This window comes from Fredinandcohnia onubensis (assembly GCF_002734285.1).
In the GTDB taxonomy this organism is placed as follows: domain Bacteria; phylum Bacillota; class Bacilli; order Bacillales; family Bacillaceae_L; genus Ferdinandcohnia; species Ferdinandcohnia onubensis_A.
The window spans coordinates 333,919-355,989 of the sequence record NZ_NSEA01000002.1; the positions used below are offsets into that span (position 1 = coordinate 333,919).

Annotated in this window: 27 protein-coding genes and 1 pseudogene; 1 reads left to right on the forward strand and 27 read right to left on the reverse strand. The window is 38.4% G+C overall.

Annotated elements, in window-relative coordinates; all coding sequences use genetic code 11:
* Position 1 precedes the first annotated feature (1 nt).
* From ahrC to CKJ95_RS02650, 24 genes are all read right to left on the reverse strand, one after another.
* Positions 2–451, reverse strand: coding sequence for a transcriptional regulator AhrC/ArgR (gene ahrC / locus CKJ95_RS02535; protein ID WP_099351844.1), 450 nt, complete (start codon positions 449–451; stop codon positions 2–4).
* A gap of 161 nt (positions 452–612) precedes the next feature.
* On the reverse strand, positions 613–1,443 hold the full coding sequence (locus CKJ95_RS02540; RefSeq protein WP_099351845.1) for a TlyA family RNA methyltransferase: 831 nt from the start codon (positions 1,441–1,443) through the stop codon (positions 613–615).
* Positions 1,444–1,445: 2 nt separating this feature from the next.
* A complete protein-coding gene (gene dxs / locus CKJ95_RS02545) occupies positions 1,446–3,338 on the reverse strand; it encodes a 1-deoxy-D-xylulose-5-phosphate synthase (protein ID WP_099351846.1) in 1,893 nt (630 codons plus the stop codon).
* Between the two features lie 49 nt (positions 3,339–3,387).
* Positions 3,388–4,287 (reverse strand): polyprenyl synthetase family protein, encoded by a 900-nt coding sequence (locus CKJ95_RS02550; protein ID WP_180271392.1) that lies wholly within the window; start codon positions 4,285–4,287, stop codon positions 3,388–3,390.
* Positions 4,284–4,517 (reverse strand): exodeoxyribonuclease VII small subunit, encoded by a 234-nt coding sequence (locus CKJ95_RS02555; RefSeq protein WP_099351847.1) that lies wholly within the window; start codon positions 4,515–4,517, stop codon positions 4,284–4,286. Before CKJ95_RS02555 ends, CKJ95_RS02550 begins: the two co-directional genes overlap by 4 nt.
* The gene (gene xseA, locus CKJ95_RS02560) at positions 4,518–5,864 is read right to left on the reverse strand and encodes an exodeoxyribonuclease VII large subunit (protein WP_099351884.1); all 1,347 of its coding nucleotides are present in this window, start codon (positions 5,862–5,864) and stop codon (positions 4,518–4,520) included.
* Positions 5,865–5,876: 12 nt separating this feature from the next.
* Positions 5,877–6,743, reverse strand: coding sequence for a bifunctional methylenetetrahydrofolate dehydrogenase/methenyltetrahydrofolate cyclohydrolase FolD (folD, locus tag CKJ95_RS02565; protein WP_099351848.1), 867 nt, complete (start codon positions 6,741–6,743; stop codon positions 5,877–5,879).
* Positions 6,744–6,804: 61 nt separating this feature from the next.
* Positions 6,805–7,197 carry a transcription antitermination factor NusB gene (gene nusB, locus CKJ95_RS02570; protein WP_099351849.1) on the reverse strand — a complete coding sequence of 131 codons (393 nt, stop codon included), beginning with the start codon at positions 7,195–7,197 and terminating at the stop codon, positions 6,805–6,807.
* 164 nt (positions 7,198–7,361) lie between these two features.
* Positions 7,362–7,772 (reverse strand): Asp23/Gls24 family envelope stress response protein, encoded by a 411-nt coding sequence (locus CKJ95_RS02575; RefSeq protein WP_099351850.1) that lies wholly within the window; start codon positions 7,770–7,772, stop codon positions 7,362–7,364.
* A 27-nt stretch (positions 7,773–7,799) separates the two neighbouring features.
* Complete coding sequence (gene accC, locus CKJ95_RS02580; RefSeq protein ID WP_099351851.1) at positions 7,800–9,149, reverse strand: acetyl-CoA carboxylase biotin carboxylase subunit; 1,350 nt, start codon at positions 9,147–9,149, stop codon at positions 7,800–7,802.
* 33 nt (positions 9,150–9,182) lie between these two features.
* Positions 9,183–9,689, reverse strand: a complete 507-nt coding sequence (gene accB, locus CKJ95_RS02585; protein ID WP_099351852.1) for an acetyl-CoA carboxylase biotin carboxyl carrier protein — start codon at positions 9,687–9,689, stop codon at positions 9,183–9,185.
* 228 nt (positions 9,690–9,917) lie between these two features.
* Positions 9,918–10,520 (reverse strand): SpoIIIAH-like family protein, encoded by a 603-nt coding sequence (locus CKJ95_RS02590; protein ID WP_099351853.1) that lies wholly within the window; start codon positions 10,518–10,520, stop codon positions 9,918–9,920.
* Position 10,521: 1 nt separating this feature from the next.
* Positions 10,522–11,193, reverse strand: coding sequence for a stage III sporulation protein AG (gene spoIIIAG / locus CKJ95_RS02595; RefSeq protein WP_099351854.1), 672 nt, complete (start codon positions 11,191–11,193; stop codon positions 10,522–10,524).
* A complete protein-coding gene (gene spoIIIAF, locus CKJ95_RS02600; RefSeq protein WP_257215698.1) occupies positions 11,194–11,856 on the reverse strand; it encodes a stage III sporulation protein AF in 663 nt (220 codons plus the stop codon).
* An 11-nt stretch (positions 11,857–11,867) separates the two neighbouring features.
* A complete protein-coding gene (spoIIIAE, locus tag CKJ95_RS02605) occupies positions 11,868–13,064 on the reverse strand; it encodes a stage III sporulation protein AE (RefSeq protein ID WP_099351855.1) in 1,197 nt (398 codons plus the stop codon).
* A gap of 38 nt (positions 13,065–13,102) precedes the next feature.
* Complete coding sequence (gene spoIIIAD / locus CKJ95_RS02610) at positions 13,103–13,492, reverse strand: stage III sporulation protein AD (RefSeq protein WP_099351856.1); 390 nt, start codon at positions 13,490–13,492, stop codon at positions 13,103–13,105.
* A gap of 14 nt (positions 13,493–13,506) precedes the next feature.
* The gene (gene spoIIIAC, locus CKJ95_RS02615) at positions 13,507–13,713 is read right to left on the reverse strand and encodes a stage III sporulation protein AC (protein WP_010284588.1); all 207 of its coding nucleotides are present in this window, start codon (positions 13,711–13,713) and stop codon (positions 13,507–13,509) included.
* Positions 13,714–13,728: 15 nt separating this feature from the next.
* The gene (gene spoIIIAB / locus CKJ95_RS02620) at positions 13,729–14,244 is read right to left on the reverse strand and encodes a stage III sporulation protein SpoIIIAB (RefSeq protein ID WP_099351857.1); all 516 of its coding nucleotides are present in this window, start codon (positions 14,242–14,244) and stop codon (positions 13,729–13,731) included.
* Positions 14,245–15,168, reverse strand: coding sequence for a stage III sporulation protein AA (gene spoIIIAA, locus CKJ95_RS02625; RefSeq protein WP_099351858.1), 924 nt, complete (start codon positions 15,166–15,168; stop codon positions 14,245–14,247). It lies immediately after the preceding gene.
* A gap of 79 nt (positions 15,169–15,247) precedes the next feature.
* Complete coding sequence (locus CKJ95_RS02630) at positions 15,248–15,532, reverse strand: YqhV family protein (protein ID WP_099351859.1); 285 nt, start codon at positions 15,530–15,532, stop codon at positions 15,248–15,250.
* Positions 15,533–15,709: 177 nt separating this feature from the next.
* Entirely contained in the window at positions 15,710–16,267 is a 558-nt protein-coding gene (gene efp / locus CKJ95_RS02635) for an elongation factor P (protein ID WP_099351860.1), read from the reverse strand.
* A 41-nt stretch (positions 16,268–16,308) separates the two neighbouring features.
* Positions 16,309–17,370 carry a M24 family metallopeptidase gene (locus CKJ95_RS02640; protein WP_099351861.1) on the reverse strand — a complete coding sequence of 354 codons (1,062 nt, stop codon included), beginning with the start codon at positions 17,368–17,370 and terminating at the stop codon, positions 16,309–16,311.
* On the reverse strand, positions 17,363–17,812 hold the full coding sequence (gene aroQ / locus CKJ95_RS02645) for a type II 3-dehydroquinate dehydratase (RefSeq protein ID WP_099351862.1): 450 nt from the start codon (positions 17,810–17,812) through the stop codon (positions 17,363–17,365). The genes CKJ95_RS02640 and aroQ overlap by 8 nt, the downstream gene beginning before the upstream one ends.
* Before the next feature lie 69 nt (positions 17,813–17,881).
* Positions 17,882–18,403, reverse strand: a complete 522-nt coding sequence (locus CKJ95_RS02650) for a YqhR family membrane protein (protein WP_099351863.1) — start codon at positions 18,401–18,403, stop codon at positions 17,882–17,884.
* Between the two features lie 486 nt (positions 18,404–18,889).
* Here CKJ95_RS02650 and CKJ95_RS02655 point away from each other — a divergent pair, with 486 nt between their 5' ends.
* Positions 18,890–19,297 (forward strand): SA1362 family protein, encoded by a 408-nt coding sequence (locus CKJ95_RS02655; RefSeq protein WP_099351864.1) that lies wholly within the window; start codon positions 18,890–18,892, stop codon positions 19,295–19,297.
* 62 nt (positions 19,298–19,359) lie between these two features.
* Here CKJ95_RS02655 and CKJ95_RS02660 read toward each other — a convergent pair whose 3' ends face one another.
* The 3 genes and pseudogenes from CKJ95_RS02660 to CKJ95_RS02670 form a co-directional block, all read right to left on the reverse strand.
* The gene (locus CKJ95_RS02660; RefSeq protein WP_099351865.1) at positions 19,360–20,244 is read right to left on the reverse strand and encodes a patatin-like phospholipase family protein; all 885 of its coding nucleotides are present in this window, start codon (positions 20,242–20,244) and stop codon (positions 19,360–19,362) included.
* A 121-nt stretch (positions 20,245–20,365) separates the two neighbouring features.
* Positions 20,366–20,974 (reverse strand): annotated as a pseudogene (locus CKJ95_RS02665) (vitamin B12-dependent ribonucleotide reductase); the annotation flags it as partial.
* A gap of 92 nt (positions 20,975–21,066) precedes the next feature.
* Complete coding sequence (locus CKJ95_RS02670; protein WP_099351866.1) at positions 21,067–21,705, reverse strand: HNH endonuclease; 639 nt, start codon at positions 21,703–21,705, stop codon at positions 21,067–21,069.
* Between the last annotated feature and the right edge of the window lie 366 nt (positions 21,706–22,071).

Genomic DNA, 22,071 nt, shown 5'->3' on the forward strand with positions numbered 1-22,071 from the left:
CTTAGAGCATGTCTAGGAATCGATTTGAAACTGTTTCTGTTTGTTCTGGAGTTTTACAGATAATTAAGATGGTGTCATCGCCACAGATTGTGCCTAAAATTTCTTCCCAATCTAAATGGTCGATTAACGCACCGATTGCATTTGCATTCCCCGGAAGGGTCTTCATCACAAGCATATGCCCCGCTGAATCGATTTTCACAAAAGCATCCATTAACGAACGTTTTAATTTTTGTAGTGGATTAAAACGTTGGTCAGCCGGTAGACTATATTTATAACGACCATCAATCATTGGTACCTTTACTAAATGAAGTTCTTTAATATCGCGGGATACGGTCGCTTGAGTAATGTTATATCCCTCACTTTTTAGAATATCGACAATTTCATCTTGTGTTTCTATATCGTTGCTCGTGATGATTTCACGAATTTTTATATGCCTTTGCCCTTTATTCATCGTGACATCCTCTCTCTCAAAACTTGTATTATTACCTCCTATGTTAGCCGATTCTGACAGAATTGTACATTTTTTTTAATGTTGTATTGGGTTTTCAATATAACTAGGGTAATATCCATTCTCCACGAAGAAAGAGGACAGCACTAAGGCCATCCCCTCTATTATTTATCATTCTTTAAAATTGCATGTGCATTTTGTACGATCTCCTGCTCGGAAACAGGCAATTTGTTTTCACCCTTTTCGGCAGCACCATTCCAGCGTAAATGGAGTAAAAATTCGATATTTCCTTCTCCACCTGTGATTGGCGAATAGGACAAATTAATGCAATCATACCCTTCCTTTAAGGAAAACTCAATGATATGCGTAAGGACCGCCTCATGGGTTTTCGGCTCACGTACGATTCCTTTTTTACCAACCTGCTCTTTTCCTGCCTCAAATTGTGGTTTTACAAGGGCCACAACGTCGCTGTTCGGCACAAGAAGCGTTTTTAATACAGGCAGAATTAAACGTAAAGAGATAAACGAAACATCGATTGTCGCAAACTCTGGTAGGCCGCTTTGCAGGTCTGCTGGTGTTACATAACGAAAATTAGTTCGTTCCATAACGACAACACGTTCATCCTGTCTGAGTTTCCACGCAAGCTGATTATATCCAACATCAAGGGCATATGATTTTTTAACTCCATTTTGGAGTGCACAATCCGTAAAACCACCTGTCGAGGAGCCTACATCAATCATAATTTTATCCTTGATGTTTAAATCAAAATCTTTTATGGCTTTTTCAAGCTTTAAACCACCTCTACTGACATAAGGAATGACATTCCCCTTCACAACAAGTGGTATATCAATTTCCACTTTTTCTCCCGGCTTATCAAGTCGTTCTTCATTTGAATAAACGAGACCAGCCATAATGGATCGTTTTGCTTTTTCTCTTGTTTCGATTAGGCCGCGTTCAACTAACAAAACATCGAGTCTTTCTTTTTTTGTACCCATGTCTACACTCTTTTCTGTTTCTTAGGTACGAGATTGTGTATGCGCTCAACCACATTCTCAGTTGTCATGCCAATTTCATGCAACAGGTCATTTACATTACCATGCTCAATAAATTGGTCTGGAATGCCCATTCGGTCGATTGCTGCATGTTGATATCCATGTTCTTGAGCAAATTCGAGAACAGCACTTCCAAATCCACCCATTAATACTGACTCCTCAATTGTTAAAACCGGAAGGCTTGACCCTAGGATTTGGTGCATCATATCATTATCGAGTGGTTTGATAAAACGGGCATTGACCACTCTTACAGATATATCTTCTTTCTCAAGTTTCTCTGCTGCTTCTAAGGCCATTGGAATCGTAGTACCAAAGGTTAGAATTACAGCATCTGTACCCGGTTTTATAATTTCCCATGTACCGATTGGAATAACCTTAAGCTCTTCATCCATTTCGACTCCAAGTCCATTCCCTCTTGCATATCTTAGAGCGATCGGACCATCATCATATTGAATTGCAGTATTTACCATGTGCTGACCTTCATTTTCATCCTTCGGCATCATAAGGACCATATTCGGGATATGTCTTAAGAAAGGAATATCAAACACACCTTGATGTGTTTCTCCATCTGCCCCTACTAAACCTGAGCGGTCAATTCCAATGAACACATTAAGATTTTGGCGACATATGTCATGCACAACCTGGTCATAAGCTCTTTGCAAGAATGTCGAATAAATCGCTAAGAAAGGTTTCATATCTTGCGTAGCCAGGCCTGCAGCCATCGTAGTTGCATGCTGTTCTGCAATTCCCACGTCGAACATTCTATCTGGAAATTCCTTTGCAAACTTTTCAAGTTTTGAACCTACTGGCATTGCAGGTGTTATTGCAACAATTCGATTATCATTTTTTGCTAACTTGCGGACCGTTTCACTAATAACAGCACTCCAAGCAGGAGGTGGATTTACAGGCTTAACGAAATCTCCTGTTTCGATTTTATAGGGACCTGTTCCATGCCATGTACCAATTTTATCTGTTTCCGCAGGGGTGTAACCCTTCCCTTTTTTGGTAATCACATGAACTAGCACTGGCCCCTTTGTTTTCTTTGCATATTCGAGTGTTTCAAATAAATCCTCAAAATTATGTCCATCAATTGGCCCTAGGTATGTGAATCCTAGTTCCTCAAAGAAAACTCCAGACACAAGCAAATATTTAAGGCTGTCCTTAATACGCTCAGCAGTTGAAGCAAGCTTGCCACCAACAGCTGGAATCTTTTTGAGTAAATACTCAAGCTCATCTTTTACCCAGTTGTATTTACCCGCTGTACGCAGCCTTGCGAGAACATTATGAAGTGCACCAACATTTGGTGCTATCGACATCTCATTATCGTTTAAAATGACAATCATATCTTTCTTTTCATGTCCGATATGATTTAATGCTTCTAATGCCATTCCACCTGTTAAGGCACCATCACCAATGATCGGAACGACAAATTCCTTAGCTCCTTTAATATCACGTGCAGCAGCCATTCCCATAGCAGCGGAAAGACTGGTTGAGCTATGTCCGGTTTCCCAAACGTCATGCTCGCTTTCAATCCGTTTCGGAAACCCACATAGCCCTTTATATTGTCGCAATGTATCAAATTCACAAGCCCGACCTGTCAAAATTTTATGTACATAGGACTGATGCCCAACATCCCAAATGAATTTATCCTTTGGGCTATCAAATTCCTTATGTAAAGCGATTGTTAATTCAACAACCCCAAGATTAGGACCAATATGTCCACCGGTCTTGGAAAGCTTTTCTATTAAAAATTGACGGATTTCCTGACTAAGTTTATTTAATTCATCTATAGACATATTTTTTAGGAACTTAGGGTCTTTAATACTTAGAAGATCCAAAGGATTCACTCACTTTCATTTACTATGTATACATTTTCAAGAATGTATTTTAATGATCTCTGGATGCGATTAGATTACACATATAGTCTAGTATATCATGTTTCATATCAACACTATATAAAAACCGCCTTGCTTCATCTACATGAAAGGTTAGTTTCTCCTTTGCACCCTCAAGAGTTAATAATGCAGGATAAGTATTCTTATGATTACCAGTATCACTGCCGACCGGTTTCCCTAGTTTTACTTCTGTACCTTCAATATCTAAAATATCATCTCGAATTTGAAAGGCTAAACCTAAATGATGCGCAAATTGCGTAAGCTTATCAAGCTGTTCACTAGTAGCATCTGCAAGAATTGCTCCTGCAATCACACTATATGCTAATAATTTTCCTGTTTTATGGCGGTGAATATATTCTAATTCATCCAGGTTCAATACTTTCCCTTCACCTTCCATATCCGCAACCTGACCACCAACCATACCTTCCGGGCCAGAAGCTTTTGCTAATTCAGTTACAAGCAACAGCTTTTTCTCAGGGGATATTTCTGGGCCAATGGATTCAGTAATTGCCTGAAAGCTATAAGTCAATAGTGCATCGCCCGCTAAGATTGCCACTGCCTCTCCGAACACCTTATGGTTGGTAGGTTTCCCCCTGCGAAGGTCATCATCATCCATACTTGGAAGGTCGTCATGAATAAGGGAATACGTGTGAATCATTTCAATAGCACACGCAGTCGGTAATCCAATTGCTTCATCTTTTCCAAAAGAACGAAGTGTACCAAGGAGTAATAAAGGGCGGATCCGTTTCCCACCCGCTTCAAGAGAATAGTGCATCGCTTCCTTGATTATTTTTGGGGCTGATAAGCTAGAAATATACTTCGGAAGCTGTTCTTCAATCTTATTTTTTTGTACATCTAAAAATTGTGTTATCTCAGTTGGATTCACGTTCATTCTTCCTCCTGAATCGAAAACGGTTCAAGTTCACCGTCTTCGCGTAAAATTTGCTCCATTTGCTTTTCAACATGTTGGAGCTTGTCATGACAAAGCTTTGAAAGCTTCATACCTTCTTGGAAATAAGTGATTGCTTTTTCTAAAGGGACATCTCCTTCTTCAAGATGCCCGACAATTTGCTCGAGTTTCTCCATTGCTTCCTCAAAGGATAATACCTTTTCTTCACTCATCTATTGTCTCTCCTCTATTTCAATTACTTCACAGTCAAGATGACCATCCGACAGCTTAACCTTGATTTTATTCCCCTGTTCAACTTGCTGTACACTTTTCACTAAATGTTCTTCCTGATCATATACGAGGCTATATCCACGATCCATGATTTTTAACGGACTAAGTGCCTCTAGCTTTGATACTTGGGACGAAAAAGCGAATTGCTTTTGTTTCAAAATTTGTGTAAATTCTTTTAAAAGCATCTTTGTATTAAGATCCTGCTTTTGTTTGGCACGAATTAGCTTTTCACTTGGATGGTTATGCTGCAATCGTAAGCTAAGCTTTTGAAATGCTTCTTGCTTACGAGATATTGCCATAGCCCCTTCTCTTTCTAAACGGTCTACCAAGCGGTCAAGTTGTTGTTGCTTTTGGTCATAAAGATTTTTCGGAAATCGAAAAGCATAGGATTTCTTCAATGTATCTAAGCGTTTTGAATCACGCACGAGTTTTTCTTTCATAGCACGCAGTAGACGTGTATGTCTAACGAGTAAGCGTTCTGACAGCTCGGCCATATGTGGTACAGCTAATTCAGCAGCTCCTGTTGGTGTAGGTGCACGTAAATCTGCCACAAAATCAGCAATCGTAATATCTGTTTCATGTCCCACTGCAGAAATAATGGGCACCTTCGACTGAAAAATCGCTCTTGCCACGATTTCTTCATTAAATGCCCAAAGTTCCTCAATAGAGCCGCCACCACGGCCAACAATTAACACATCTATTTTTCCAAATTCATTCGCTTTTTCGATGGCTTTAACTACTGATGGCCCGGCATTCACCCCTTGGACAAGGGCAGGAAAGACAATAACTTTTGCGATTGGATACCTACGTCTAATCGTCGTAATTATATCGCGAATCGCAGCTCCTGTTGGCGATGTAACAATCCCAATATAATGTGGTATCTTAGGAATTGGCTTTTTAACGTTTTGCGAAAAAAGTCCCTCTGATTCAAGACGTCTCTTCATTTCCTCGTATGCTAAGTATAAATTTCCTATCCCGTCTGGCTGCATTTCTTTTACATAGATCTGATAGTTTCCATTTGATTCAAATACTGTAACCTCGCCGCGAAGCAAAACTTTCATCCCATTTTCAGGTGTGAATTTTAAATCTCTGTTGTAGCCAGCAAACATCACAGCTTGAATTCGTGCTTGTTGATCCTTTATTGTAAAATACATATGTCCGCGACTGTGCGCCTTAAAATTCGAGATTTCTCCCTTCACCCATATATCCTGAAGGTGAGGGTCCGCATCAAATTTACGTTTAATATATTTTGTTAAAGCTGTTACGGTTAGATATCGATTCTGTTCCATTCCTACCAATCCCTACTTCCTAGAAAGCAGGGCGAAATTTTTTGCAGACTGAACCGTATTATGAAGAAGCATTGTAATCGTCATAGGACCAACTCCACCTGGTACCGGTGTCAGATAGCTTGCTTTCTCTTTTGCCTCGTCAAAAACAACGTCCCCAACAAGCTTACCAGTTGATTCAAGGCGGTTTACACCAACATCAATCACAACTGCACCTTCTTTAATATAATCTCCAGGAATAAAATTCGCCTTTCCAACAGCCGCAACTAAAATATCTGCCTGAAGGGTCATTTCTTTCAAATTTTTAGTCCTAGAATGGCAATACGTTACTGTAGCATTCTCTTTAAGGAAGAGTTGTCCAACTGGTTTTCCGACAATATTACTTCTACCAACAACCACAACATGCTTACCTTCGATTGAGATTTGTTTAGATTTTACCATTTCAACAATTCCAAATGGTGTACATGGTAAGAAAGCATCTTGTCCAGTCATCATGCGACCAATGTTAATTGGATGAAAACCGTCCACATCTTTTTCGGGTGAAATTCTTTCGATAACTGCCGTTTCATTAATCGTATTTGGTAATGGTAATTGAACAAGAATACCATGGATAGAAGAATCCTGGTTTAAGCGGTCAATTTCACTAAGTAAAAATTCTTCCGTAATGGTATCTGGATATTCTAACATCAAGGAGTAAATGCCTGTTTCCTTACATGCTTTATCTTTTCCTTTTACATAGGATCTTGAAGCTGGGTCATTACCAACTAATAATACAGCTAATCCAGGAACAATACCGTCTTGTGCTAAATTCTTAACCTCTTCTGCAATTTCATTACGTTTTGTTTGTGCTAATTCTTTCCCACTAATAATTTCTGCCGACATTTTTCCAACTCTCCCTTATGTACAATTGAATAACATTCTTTTTATGGACTACAGCGATATTCTACTTTACTAATGTATCTTTTATTTTCGATAGAATAGCATTAATAAAACGGCTCGAGCTATCATCACCAAATTCTTTAGCAAGTTCAATTGCTTCATCAATACTTACCTTAACAGGAATTTCCTCTATATATTTCATTTCATAGACAGCGATGCGTAAAATCGAACGGTCTACATTTGCAAGTCTTTCAAGATTCCATTTTTCTAGATGCTCTCGCAATAAAGAATCAATTTCTTCTTTATGTTTGATAACGCCATGTACAATCTGTTCTAGGAAAGGATCCGAAGACTCTTCTTCAAGTACACTTTCAATCGCTTCATTTGGATCAATCTGGCTTACATCAACTTGAAATAACGATTGCAAAGCCTTTTGTCGTGCTGTACGTCTTTTCATACTTATTATTTCTCCTTTATATATAGTAAAACTTTTGTCCCACTATCAGTTGCATACTAATAACATGATAATATCATAAAATAATTTTAAAATAAAAACCAACTCTTTATTGTGAGGTAAAAATAAAAAAGTCTGATAGCGTTTGCCATCAGACTAACTATTCCTTACATCTCTTCCTCTACACTAACTTCAGGTTTTTGCGTTTCAAATAATACACCAACAACATGGATGTTTACTTCATTCGCATCTAAAGCTGTCATATTCAATAAAGCCTGGCGGACATTGTCTTGAATTTGACGAGCAACATTTGGAATAGAAACGCCGAAGTTCATTACACAGTACACATCCACAATAATTCCGGTTTCTGTTAACTCAACTTTGACACCTTTTCCGTGGTTCTTCTTTCCAAGTTTCTCGACCACTCCAGAAGCAAAGTTCCCTCTCATTTGCGCGACTCCTTCAACTTCTGAAGAAGCAATACCAGCAATAACTTCAATTACTTCTGGTGCAATTTCAACCTTACCAAGACTGTTATTGCCTTGATCCATTTCTAAAATATTCGTTTCCGCTGCCATTAGCAAGCACCTCCCTATATTAGTGTACTACTTCATAACCTCATATAATTCAAGAAATTTTGTGTTGAAGTCTCCACCTACGAATTTTTCATGATTCATGAGCTTAAGGTGGAAAGGAATTGTAGTGTGTACACCTTCAATTACAAATTCACTTAGAGCACGCTTCATTCTTGCGATTGCTTCTTCCCGAGTTGCCCCATATGTAATGAGCTTCGCAATCATCGAATCATAATATGGAGGTATTGAATAACCAGGATATGCTGCAGAGTCTACCCTTACTCCTAGACCACCAGGTGGCAAATACATTTCAATTTTGCCTGGCGAAGGCATGAAATTCTTCTCCGGGTTCTCTGCATTAATTCGGCATTCAATGGCCCAACCATTAAATGTTACATCGCTTTGAGTGAGTGAGAGCTCCTCTCCTGATGCAACACGAATTTGTTCTTTAATTAAGTCTACACCTGTCACCATCTCAGTAACGGGATGCTCAACTTGAATTCTTGTATTCATTTCCATGAAATAGAATTGATCATTGACATGGTCATAAATAAATTCAATTGTTCCAGCACCTGAGTAGTCAACAGCTTTTGCTGCTTTAACTGCAGCATCACCCATTTTTTGTCTTGTAGCTTCATTTAGAGCAGGAGATGGAGTTTCCTCAACTAGCTTTTGTAAACGTCGTTGGATGGAACAATCTCTCTCTCCTAAATGTATCACATTTCCATGGTTGTCGGCCATTACTTGAATCTCAACGTGGCGGAAATCTTGAATATATTTTTCAATATATACACCAGGATTTCCAAAGGCAGTAGCAGCTTCCTGTTGAGTGATGTTGATTCCCTTTATGAGTTCCTCTTCATCCTTCGCAACACGGATTCCTTTTCCGCCTCCACCAGCAGTTGCTTTAATAATGACTGGGTAACCCATATCATTTGCTAGCGCGATTGCTTCACCTGTATCTTTTATGATTCCTTGTGAACCAGGCACAATCGGTACACCTGCTTCTCTCATCGTTTCACGGGCAACATCCTTTGTACCCATTTTATTAATGGCTTCAGGGCTTGGACCAATGAAAGTTAGATTTACTTCACGACAAAGCTCTGCAAAGTCTGCGTTTTCGGCTAAGAAGCCATAACCTGGGTGAATCCCTTCACTTTCAGTAAGCTTTGCAACGCTAATAATATTTGTAAAGTTTAAATAGCTATCCTTTGAAGATTTCGGACCAATACAATAGGCCTCATCTGCTAGTTGAACGTGAAGAGATTCCCGGTCCGCCTCAGAGAAAACAGCTACCGTTTCAATTCCGAGCTCTTTACAGGCACGAATAATACGAACCGCAATTTCACCACGGTTTGCTATTAGTATTTTTTTTAACATGAGTGTCGCTCCTTACTTATATGAACAATCATACTATGCTTTTACTAGGAATAATGGTTGACCATACTCCACAAGCTGACCATTCTCAACCAATATTTCAACGATTTCTCCATTTACTTCTGCTTCGATTTCGTTAAATAGCTTCATTGCTTCGACGATACAAACTACTGAATCTTCTTTGACTTTATCACCTTTTTGTACATATGCATCTGCATCTGGGGATGGAGATGCATAGAAAGTACCAACCATCGGTGAAACAACTTTATGTAGGTTTTCATCTACTGCAGGTGCTGCTGTAACAGGTTCAGCTGGCTGTGTCTGCGGTTGTACAGGTTGTGCTTGTGCTGCAGGCTGTGCTACCTCAGTAACAACAGGAGCAACTGGCTGTGCTTGCACCTTGCTTTCTACAATTGTTTGAACAGTTGTTTCTTTACTTTTCTTCATTTTAATTTTTGAGCCTTCACTCTCAAAAGTAAACTCGTCAATATTTGAATGATCAACTAACTTAATAAGTTCACGTAATTCTTGAATTTTAAACATCCATTACACTCCTTGTGATTAACTCGAAATATAAAACTATAAATTGTTGGCAACATTTTATTGCTAGTATTAGTACCACATACTAACATGATACGATACTTAAAACCCTCTTTTCAATATATTGCGGAGATTTTTTCACGAAAACGTTATCATTATTTTCCCATCTTCTCATTTATTTTACCAAAAAAATAGAAAGCACAGCATATTAGCCGTACTTTCTTTTATCTATTATTTTTCTTTTTCACCAGTTAACTCAAACTCTACCGCAACATTTTGAAGTTCGCCTAACTCGCTGCGAACAAGGCGTAGAATCTCATTCGCTTGTTGCTTTGAGCTTTCCTTAGATTTAACTGTAATCTTAATTTTGTCACCCTCTACGCGTACTAAAGCATCTTCGTAGTTATTTCCTTTGATAAGCATCTCGATAATCTTTTCTTTTGATTCAATATCCTCTAGCTTCTTTAACTCATCATATGCTTTAAGCTTTTGATCTGCTGTTAGCTCTGTTGAAGCTGCTTGAGCTTCTAAATTGCTTCTTAATTTACTGCGGTGCTCATCAATTTCTAAGCGTAATGCAGCAAACATATCATCACTAGAAACTGAAGAGATCACATTTCCATCTTCATCTTCCTCGACAGTCACACCTGCACCGTCTTTATTTTCAGTAGAAGTTTCCACATTTTCATTTTCTTTTGCATTATCCTTTTCTTCTTCCTGCTCCATCGCAACATCGTTCGGATTGTTTTCAGGTGTCGTAATATAATAGACTGATAACACTACTACTAAACTTAACATTGTTAATAACCATACAGTTTGTTTTTTCAATAACATTTTATGAATCCCCCTTCGTTTTCCTTGGTACAACTGCTACCTTGTGATTTGGTACATCAAAACCTTTTGTCACAGCCTCTACTACCATTTGTTTTATTTTTGCATTCTCAACACCTTTAGCAACGATTAGAACACTTCGTATTTCTGGCTTTTCAATCTTCAAGACGATTGGTGTTTCAGAATCCCCGCTGCGGATGATGACAACTTGTTCATCTTTTGTTATATCCTCAACTTGTCTTTTCCCACCGTCCCTGTCTTCCTCATTTGTAATTTGACTTTGGGTTACGGTGTTTTTTTCAAGTATTTTTGATTCAGTAGCATCTACACTTACTGAAACAATGACATCCTCTACTCCAGCAATTGCTTCAAGTGCTTCTTTAAGCTCGTTTTCATAACGATCCTCATATTTACCAATTGCTGTTGTTAGTTCATCTTTCTGTCCTCCAAATGTTGGCTCATCCTTTGCACTTACTTCTGAGGAAGTAGCTGGCATAACAGAAGATGTTGGTTTGTCACCTGAAAATAGATTACTAATTAACATAAAGGCTATCCCAACTGCTAATAAAAGTAAGAAATATTGGTTTTTCTTGTTTCCCTTTTTATCTGGTGGATCATCCTTGGACCCGGAGAACATTCCTTTGATTTTGTTCAAGATTCCTTTGTCCTTATCCATCTACGACTCTTTCCCCCCTTCCACAGTGACTACAATTTTTTCGGAGTCAATTTCCCATCTGGAAGCTAATGTTTTTGTGATTGCATTAACATTGTTTTGATCTACTTTTTTATACACTGGCTCATTCTGTTTGGAGGTATCAATCTCAACTGTTTTTACTACTGCCACATCATCAGGTTCGGCTGTCTCTTTTGATAGCACCACCTCAATTGACTGAATGTCATCCAACACTTCATCCAAAGTAACAATCTCTTTACTGTCTACTGCACTTGAAAGGGATACGTTTACTTTTTGAACAGTTAAATCGTATTCGTTTTGCACCAACTCCTCTTTCACTTCAGATTCCAATTGGACAGCCATTGTTTCTAAAATATATGCACGTTGTGAGGCTTGTATTTCTTTTTTCTTCAAATCTATTAAATTTTCTAGATTTTTTTCACTTTGAACTGGTTTTAAATTCATATTTAACAAGGCCTGGTCCAAATCTGATTTAAAAAGTGAGAACAGAGGAGTTAATATAATCAGGATTAATAAAAGCCCTGTTACCATTTTTACGTATTTTTGCATACTAGAACTCGGCAGAAGCATGTCCACAATTGTCGCGAGTAAAATGAATAAAATAATATTGGTAATCCATTCGGCAATAAAACTCAGCGTCCTCACCTCCTTGGCCTTTATCTAACCATCAATGTCAGGTTTCCAGCTGCAATAATAACCGTGATACTTAGGAAAAACATAAGTGACACGATCGCTAATGCTGCAAAGATATATACGACACTTTTACTAATGATATTTAAACAAGCAATGACCGGCCCCCCGCCAAGTGGCTGCAGAAGTGCAGCTGCAAGCTTATAAATAATGGCTAGGGACAGCACCTTAATCGCCGGGAATGCTGCAATTAACAGGAGAATAACGACCCCAAAGATACCAACAGTGTTTTTCAGAATGACCGAGGCACTGATTACAGTATCGGTAGCATCCGTGAACATCCGGCCAATGACCGGAATAAAATTACCTGTAATAAATTTTGCGGTCCGAATTGTTATTCCGTCTGCAACCGCTGTTGTCGTTCCCTGCACGGAGATAACACCTAAGAAAATTGTCAAGAAAACCCCGATGATGCCAATACTCACATTTCGTAGCAACTGGGCAAGCTGCGTTACCTTGTAATGTTCACTTAACGTACTCACAATGCTTAGTAAGGCAGACATAAACAACAAAGGTAAAACGATATATTGAATTAAAAGCCCGCTGGTATTCATTAAAAATAATATCAGTGGGTGGAAAAATGCTGCTGATGCGATTCCACCCGATGATGCCACTAACGCTAGCAATAATGGAACAAGTGCTAGTATAAAATTGATCATCGTCTGAATAGCTTCCTCTGTATACATGATGGCAACCCTGAAGCTATTTAGCGCAATGATGATTAACACCATGTAGACAATTGCATAAGCAACTTTACTAACTGCACTTTTCTCAAATGAATTTTGCAATGTTTGCAAAAACATACTAAAAACCGTAAGCATGATTAGTGTGCTAAGAAGTTTTCCATTTGCAATGATTTCATGGAACACGAATTTTACGAGTCCAAGCAACCATTCCTTCAATGAAAGCTCCTTCTCGCCCTGAATGAATTCTAGTAAACTACCCTTTTGGCTTTCAGGTAAATAGCCTCCATAATCCGTAACAATTTCATCCCAAAATTGTTTTATTTCGTCGATGCCAAGGGTTTCTAGTTGTTCCTCAACCTGTTCATGAATTTGGTTTTCGATGACTTCTTGCTGTGAGGGTGAGGCTTGTACAATATGTGGTAAAGAAAAAAAGAAAAGAAATAGAGCTAGAATAGAAAAGGTTTTACTACCGGTCAATGCCAACCACCCCCTTGAAAACCATAATTTCAATCGATTTAACTAGGAATAAGTCCAATAATTGTTTCTATTAATACTGTTAAAATTGGTATAGCTAGTGCTAAAATTAGAATCTTTCCCCCGAGTTCAATCTTTGAGGCTAATGACCCTTGACCTGCATCTTTTGTAATCTGTGCGCCAAATTCAGCGATGTAGGCTATTCCAATGATTTTGAGAATGGTTTCCACATATACGGTGTTCACATTGGCGTTAATTGCAACTTTCTCAAGCATACGAATGATATCTGCAATTTCCCCCACTAAAAATAGAAAGATCACACAGCCGATAAATACGACAAGCAAAAAGGCAAAGGTAGGTTTTTGTTCTTTTACAATGAGTGCCAGAAAGGTTCCAATTAAACCTAATCCAACGATTTGTATAATCTCAATCGCTCATCCCCTCCTTACCCCTGAAAGAGGAATACGGCTTTAATCTTTTTAAATAGATCCTCAACGATTGTTGCAACCATAAACAGGATATATATGAACCCCAACAATGTAACCCACTGGGCATATTCCTTTTTACCCATCTGATCTAGGATTGTATGGAGAAAGGCAACCACAATTCCTACACCGGCTATTTGAAATATAATATTTACATCCACTCCCATTCGCTTCTTCTCCCCCTAAATCAATAAAATGACTACTAATAAACCAGACAAAAAGCCCAGGCTTTTCACCATTTTTTCGTAACGCATTTGTCTATCTTTTGCATCACTTTCTTCCCGTTCAAGATGGGTTATAGCAAGTTTTATGTGCTTCTGTTGAGAGGTTCGATCATGCTGTCCAAGCGTTTCCCCAAACTGTTGAAGAATCTCAATTTCCCCTTGATGAAAGGCAGTCAATTTGGAAACATCTTTTAGACTTTCATCCCAAGCTACCTTGACACTTACCTCTCCTGTTTGAAGCCGTTTGGCAAAGCCTTCAAAAAAGTAAGATACAGGCTTCGGAATTTGCCGCGAGAGATGGGTTGCAACATCAATTAAGGGTACATGGCCGTACATAATTTCTGCTTCCAGTGATTGTAAGGCTGTTTTTAACATCCTTAACTGACGAGGTCGTTCACTTAAACGTCGTGCTGCTTCAAATCCTGCCCAAGTGGTTGCAAGAAGAATAAATATTGCTCCTAAAATTTTTATCATCTACGTCACGCTCACTTTTGGTAAAAGATGCTTTCCAGTAGGACCTAGGATGGATTTTATGGTTCCTGGCCCCTTTGTGCGTGATAACTCTACAAATCTCTCTATTACTCCTGCTTCAATAATCTTCTGTAATGATGGACGCTTCGTGAGGTCGGAAATTTGATGTCCGTGTGCCGTCACAATCAAACTTACCCCAGCATTAACTGCTTCCATAATTGCTTCACTGTCTTCCTCTCTACCAATTTCATCAACAATTAATACGTCAGGACTCATCGATCTAATCATCATCATCATCCCCTCAGCCTTTGGACAAGCATCTAGAACATCGACTCTGGGCCCCAAGGAAGCTTGAGGAACCCCTTTAACACAACCGGCGATCTCAGAACGCTCATCTACGATTCCGACCTTTAACGCTGGAATGTGTCTTGATTCGATTCCTGTACTTATCATCCTTGCAAGATCCCTCAGTAAAGTGGTTTTACCAGTTTGTGGCGGACCAATGATGATGGTATTTTTCCAATAAGAATCATAGAGATAAGGTGCAAGTGGAGCTGCAACTCCAATTTTTTGCTTTGCGATCCGAATATTAAAGGACGTCACATCTCGAATCGCTTTGACATTTCCATTCTCCGTAATCACTTTTCCAGCTAGTCCCACTCGATGTCCACCTTGGATGGTGACATAGCCCCGCTTCAGCTCTTCTTCAAGTGTATAAATCGAATATTGACCAAGTTTGTTCAGGAGCTGAACGGCATCTTCACCTGTAACGGAATAATTATGAAAAATTGGGATTCCATTCTCAATGATTTCAAGAGGTCGAGCCACTCTTATTCGGATTTCTTCCATTTTTTCTATGCGTTCTGGAGGATACTTGTTTATAAGGCTTGCGATTGATTTTGGTAGCACGTCAATTATTTCTTTCATCTAGTAAACTCCTCACATAATCTCTCATAATTCAATGTATGCAGGCTTGGACACATTATGCCTACTACTCATTCGATTTCTATTTGAAGAAGATTCCATACAAAATAAAGGCAACCCCAAGTCCGATAAAAAGCAGCTTCGAATACGATAGCTGATCAGCCAAACCAATCAGTCCAATTGACATAGTCGCGATAAGAATTAGCGGCCCCACAATAGCTAGTGAAGCATTAACCGCTAACGCTTTTTTTACATCATTAAAAACCAGCATTAAAATAGCAGCCGTTATTTCTAAGCAACCAGATAAAATTCGCAGGCCAGCCATCGTCAAAACACTTGAATCAAACATCGAAAATATTCGTTTCATCGTTGTCCCCACCCAATTAAATTTCTTTTGTACAACCTATGCTTGTTCAATCATTTTCAGAAGAGGAATTTTTATGGGTTGGGTGATGGTGATTTTGTCGATTATTATTGTGTCCCCGAAAAACATAAAAAAAGAACCCATCTAAAAAGATGGGTCCCCAAACAATCTCAATATTGATTATGCACGTGATACGTATGATCCTTCAGTTGTGTTAATGATTAACACATCGCCTTCATTAATGAAGAAAGGAACTTGAACGATTAAACCTGTTTCAAGAGTTGCTGGCTTTGTACCACCAGAAGCTGTATCCCCTTTGATGCCAGGTTCTGTTTCAGTAACCTTAAGTTCAACTGTGTTTGGCAGCTCAACACCTAATGTTTCGCTTTGGAACATCATGATGTGCACTTCCATGTTTTCTTTTAAATATTTTAACTCATACTCGATTGCAGATGCTGGTAGCTCAATTTGCTCGTAAGACTCATTGTCCATGAATACATGTGAATCACCGTTTGCATATAGATATTGCATTCTGCGGTTTTCGATTTGTGCTTTTGCTACTTTTTCGCCGGCACGGAATGTTTTCTCTTGAACAGCACCTGTACGAAGGTTACGTAACTTAGAGCGTACAAAGGCTGCTCCTTTTCCTGGTTTAACGTGTTGGAAATCCATTACTCTCCAGATTCCACCGTCCACTTCAATTGTCAAACCTGTACGAAAATCGTTAACTGAAATCATATACTATTTCCTCCTAATTCAATTGCGACAAACCTTTTTGTCTATAAAATAATTAACTCTTTCTTAGAGAATGTTAGTGATTCATTGCCGTCTTTTTTGACAACTACATCGTCCTCAATTCTCACGCCACCTAGACCTGCTATGTAAATACCGGGTTCACAGGTTACAATCATTCCTGGTTCTAATACATTGTCAGATCGGAATGATAATGATGGCTGTTCATGAACCTCCATACCAAGACCGTGTCCAGTTGAATGACCAAAATATTCACCATAGCCCTTTTCCGTAATATAATCACGTGTTAAGGCATCGGCTTCTATTCCTGTGATGCCAGCCTTAATGCCGGCCATACCACGAAGCTGAGCTTCTAAAACAACATCATAAATGTTCTTCAGTTCATCGCTAGGATTCCCTACAGCGACGGTACGTGTTATATCTGAGCAATATCCCTTATAATATGCACCAAAATCAAGGGTTACAAAATCACCTTTTTCAATTCCCTTATCACTCGCTACCCCATGTGGTAATGCTGAGCGATAACCTGATGCAACGATTGTGTCAAAAGAAGATGAAGTAGCACCTTGTTTTCGCATAAAAAATTCTAACTCAGTAGAAACTTCAATTTCAGTAATACCAGGACGAATCACATCTAAAATATGTGTAAAGGCGGCGTCAGCTATCTCCGCAGCTTCCTTTAATATCTTAATCTCTGAATCCGTCTTAATCAAGCGTAACTTTTCAATCACTCCTGAAACAGGAATAAGTTCTGCTTGAACCTCTTTATCATACGCCGTAAAAGTTGCATAAGATAGATCATCTTGTTCAAACCCAAGCTTTTTAATTCCCATTTTTTCAGCTTGTTTGGCAACCTCTTTAATGATAGGTCCTGAATGTTGAACAATTTCAAATTCCTTCACCTGTTCACTTGCTTGCTCGACATAACGAAAATCTGTAATAAAAACTGCCTTGTTTTGTGAAATAAGGGCAACTCCCGCTGTTCCGGTGAAGTTAGTTATGTAACGTCTGTTATAGCTATTCGTAACTAATAAGCCATCAATTCCAAAACCTGAAAAACTTTCACGTAGCTTTTCTAATTTACTCATCTAGCTTTCCCCCTAAATGGTCTATCATTGCTAATAACGCAAGCTTGTAGCCGTATACACCTACTCCGACTATTTGTCCAATTGTAACAGGAGCAATGACTGATGTGTGTCGAAATTCCTCACGAGTATGTATATTCGAAATATGTATCTCCACTACAGGTACAGTAACGCCAGCAATTGCATCGCGAATCGCATAGCTATAATGCGTAAAAGCCGCTGGATTCATAACGATTCCATCGTATTCTCCTTCGGCATTATGGATAGCATCAATAATCGCACCCTCGTAATTCGATTGGAGGCAATCAAGCTCCACATTCTTGTTTTGCGCAAACTCAGTTAGGTCTTTCTCCACATCAGCTAGCGTGAGACTCCCATAAATATGCGGCTCCCTTTTGCCAAGTCGATTTAAATTAGGTCCATTAATAAGGAGTATTTTCTTCATATATAAATCTCCCTTTAAAAAATAGAATGTTCGAACAAGAACATTCTACCATATCTTACCCTAATTTACCTACTCATTTGTAGAGACGACACGCCTTTCAGCCCTCATTTCATTTTCTTCAAATGAAATTGAGTAACCAATAAAGACACCATATAGGATATAAAAGCATATTGTAGTAATAACTGTATTACGTTCTAATTGCCCAACGGTTTTAATATCAGGAAAGATCGGATTAAACACGTAAAACACAATAAGCCATAAGGCAATGCCAAATGCAGCACCAACCCAAATGGACTGAAACTTCTTTAATAATGCATAATATAAAAGTGCTACACCGATTGATATAATACCAATCATAAAAATCCCAATAAACTGACCTAACACACGGTTTTTCCAATCTCCAAGGATCCACGGTTTGAGGATAAGATTTGGGCTAAGTTCTGTAAAATTAAAAATATAGGTTAAGTACGACAATAGACTCCAAAATATCCCCCCAAACAGACCAATTACTACAACTTTAGCCATTAAAGACATGTCTCCGTTTTTTTTGTTTTGTTCAAGTTCTGGATTCTTTTTTTCAGCATCTACCATAGGTCAACACCTCCATTTGCTAGTATGTCCCGAATTTTAATCAAATACGCCCTGCGTATTTGCGTCCAGATTTTTTTCGAGCGTGCTCGAAAAACTTCCTTTAAAAAATCTGTGACATCCACCGGAGGCATTAACTTTATTCAGCTAGTGTTTGACTTTGTCGAAAATGTAAACTCTTTTACATCCTTCAGTAAGTTTAGAAATAAGTACTTTTGCTGAAAAAGTTAATCTATTTGAAAAAGATTGCTGATAAATGTGTACTAATGGTAATTACTGGGTAGAATAGTAAATGTTAGTTTGAATAAAAAATAAAATTCAAATAATTGATGCTTTTAACATAGAGGTTTATTAGCTTATCTTGTAGAATATATATAAGAAGTAGTACTTAATATTTTTACATGTATCGATCAATTTACTGAAATATACGGGCAACAATGACATGGATTCATAATACAATATAAGTATAGCTTTCAGGAGGTGTATCTCATGAATCGTCGTAAATCAAATATAGTCGTCATGATTTTACTAGGATTAGGAGCACTTGGATTTGTCTACACCCTTTTCACTCGTCCAGGTTCATTACTCGTGCAAGCAGGCATGATTTTCCTTTTCGTAGGTATAATCTATCTACTATATAAATATGTGATTAGTCGACGAATGGGAGGAAAAGAAAATTCCGCTTATTTACGCGCAGCAAAACAATCTAGGAAACGTTTTAAAACAGGAAGTCAGAGGAAGTCTCGGACTATGGGAATGGGGAATAAAAAACCTACGACCAGCGCGGCAAAACGATCGAATGTAGCGTCTATTCATAAAAAGCGAAAAACGAATACGACACACCTAACTGTTATTGAAGGTAAAAAGGGCAAAAAGAAGAATCGAGCATTATTCTAACTTTATTCAGCAAAACGCTGGATAAAGTTTTTTTATATGGTTGGATTCTTCTCTTGTTTTATTTAATAACCCCAAGTTCGTAAAAAGGCATCTGTACGTTGTTTCCCAAGTTGAATAAGCTCTTGCTTTTTTTCACCTGTTACTCCAAATTCAGTTGTTAATCCACTTTCAACTGGGATAAAAATAATATTTTTTTCGTGTCTACGTGAGATATAACGTGCATCATGTGCATTCTTCATTGTTTCAAAGAGAGCTCCAAACATATCAATTGCATTATGAATTTTATTTTGCTTTTGCTGCTGATTATTCCCACTAAGCCTAATTCCAATGACTGGGCGTTTTTTCAGCTTCATTTCCTCATCAAAAAGCCATATTGGAAAATTAGAGAGCACTCCTCCATCGACAACGATAGTGTTTCCTTTATAATCTTTTAAGCGGACGGGCTCAAAGAAGTATGGAAGACTACAACTCATCCGAACTGCTTTTGCCACTGGAAAAGTTTGGGGGTGAATGCCATAGCGTTCTAAATCGTCGGGTAATACCATGATTCTTCCATTCGTTAAGTCTGAAGCAATAATTCTTAATGATCCGGGAGGGAGATTTTGAAAGTTAACTACACCCTTCGCACGAAGCTTTTGATATATCCATTTTTCCAACATATCGCCTTTGTATAAACCGAGGCGCCAATATAGGAGTAGCCACTTTGTTAAAGCCGTGTTCAACGGGGTCTTGCGTTCATCTAAAAAATCACTAAGGTCTAACTCTTCCATGAGATTGATAATTTCATCGCTTGTGTAGCCAGCAGCAATTAGGGAAGCTATTAAGGATCCTGCACTGGTTCCTGCCAATCTTTTAAATCTAAACCCTTTTGCCTCGATTGCTTGATAAGCCCCTATTAGCGCAAAGCCTTTAATGCCCCCACCTGAAAAAACGCCATCAATAAACATCGTACCCCTCCCAATCAATCCCTTTATACATTTTTAATCGGATAGCTTGGGATTTAGTACGCGTGTTTTTTTTGAATATAAAAAAGAGGGGATCCGTTTAGGATTCCCTCTTAGCGTTTGATTACAATCCGCATTTAAGTTGTGCATTACAGTTAGTACATGTGTTACATCCACCAAGGTCTTCTACCGTTCCTTGACGGCATACTGGACAAGTGTCGCCTACTTCAGAACCGATTGTAACGTCAGTTTGACGTAAATCAATGACAGTGTCCATTAGGACTACACGATTTTTTGGCTTTTCTTCTTCAGTTGTAACTTCAGCTTCTTCAAATGTGTTTTCTTCCGCCTTAAGTGTAAGAACTTGAGCATCACGGCTTCCATCCACATACACTGTACCGCCTTTTGCTCCACCTTTGTAGAGGCGCTCATATACACCTTCTACTTGAGAAACAGTGTAGCCTTTTGGTGCGTTAACAGTTTTACTGATTGAGCTGTCAATCCAACGTTGGATGACACATTGTACATCTGCATGTGCTTCTGGTGAAAGTTCCATTGCAGAAACGAACCAGTTAGGCAGATTGTTAGGATCTGCTTCTGGATGTTTATCTAAATATTCTTGAACGATATCCGCTTTAACTTCTATAAACTTACCTAAACGTCCACTTCTAAAATAAGAGAATGAGAAGTAAGGTTCTAAACCTGTTGAAACGCCAACCATTGTCCCTGTGCTCACGTTTGTTACTCTCTATGTTCAATAGAGGGTGGGGCTATCAGTACCCACTCCATATGTCGCCATATGGGTCAGACTATATCATCAACCAGTTAATTCTTTTTACTATGTCTTTTTCGATGACAAGGATATTCACATAAACTAACCAAATTTGAAAGCATATTAGCAGATTTCCAATCTCCATTAAATTCACGAAACGGAATTATATGATGAATCGAAAGTTCGTGTCCAACTTGTTCCTCTGTTTTACCACAATCCTGACAAGTGTAATTGTCTCTTTTTCTAGCCTTTCTACGTTGTGATCTCCAGTTTGGACCGTAATAATCGATTTCGCCACCCTGCCAAGTGGCACTATTGGAACCAGAAAATGCTTTGGATTTTTCGTAATACTTTGCCATACAACTTTCGTTACAAAAATTCCATTTCTTTATAACTGAAGGTTTTTTCTCAATCCTATTCCCACAATTCGTACAGTAAACGATAATCCTTTTTCTGTACTGAGCTTTGCCTCTTTCCCCATTTGCTTTACCTAAGCAATTTTTCGAACAAAACTTTGAAGTGTTTTCTCGTGATTTGATAACACTATAAGTTTTGCCACATCCCTTACAAGTTTTTTCTACTTTATTAATAAGATGCTGATTAATTTTATGCCCCATCTTTCTTTGATGCTCATGTTTACACTCTCTATTACAAAAGTTTTTAGCATAAATAATAGATGGTTTTCTATGCAATTGATTGCCACAATTATCACAGTGTATTAATAGCTTTTTACTTAAATGGGCAAATGCTTTAGGGTTTTTAGATTGAAATTCAGCTTTGCATTTTCTAGAACAATACTTTTTTCTTTCAAATTGACTTGGTTTAACATTTATATCCTTTTTGCAATTAAGACATTTTTAAATCACCTATTACACCTTCTTAAAAATTTAATATTTCTAAAGATGTAATAGACACTGGTTGCTCGGCATGTAGTCGTTGAGGGGGCAGCCACGCCTTCCCTGCGGATTGTCCGCACCTTTTGATTTTTACTCTTTATGTGTTGGCACACGAGTACAAAAGGATACTCGGAGTTTCCCGCATACAGCCAAGTTTACGCT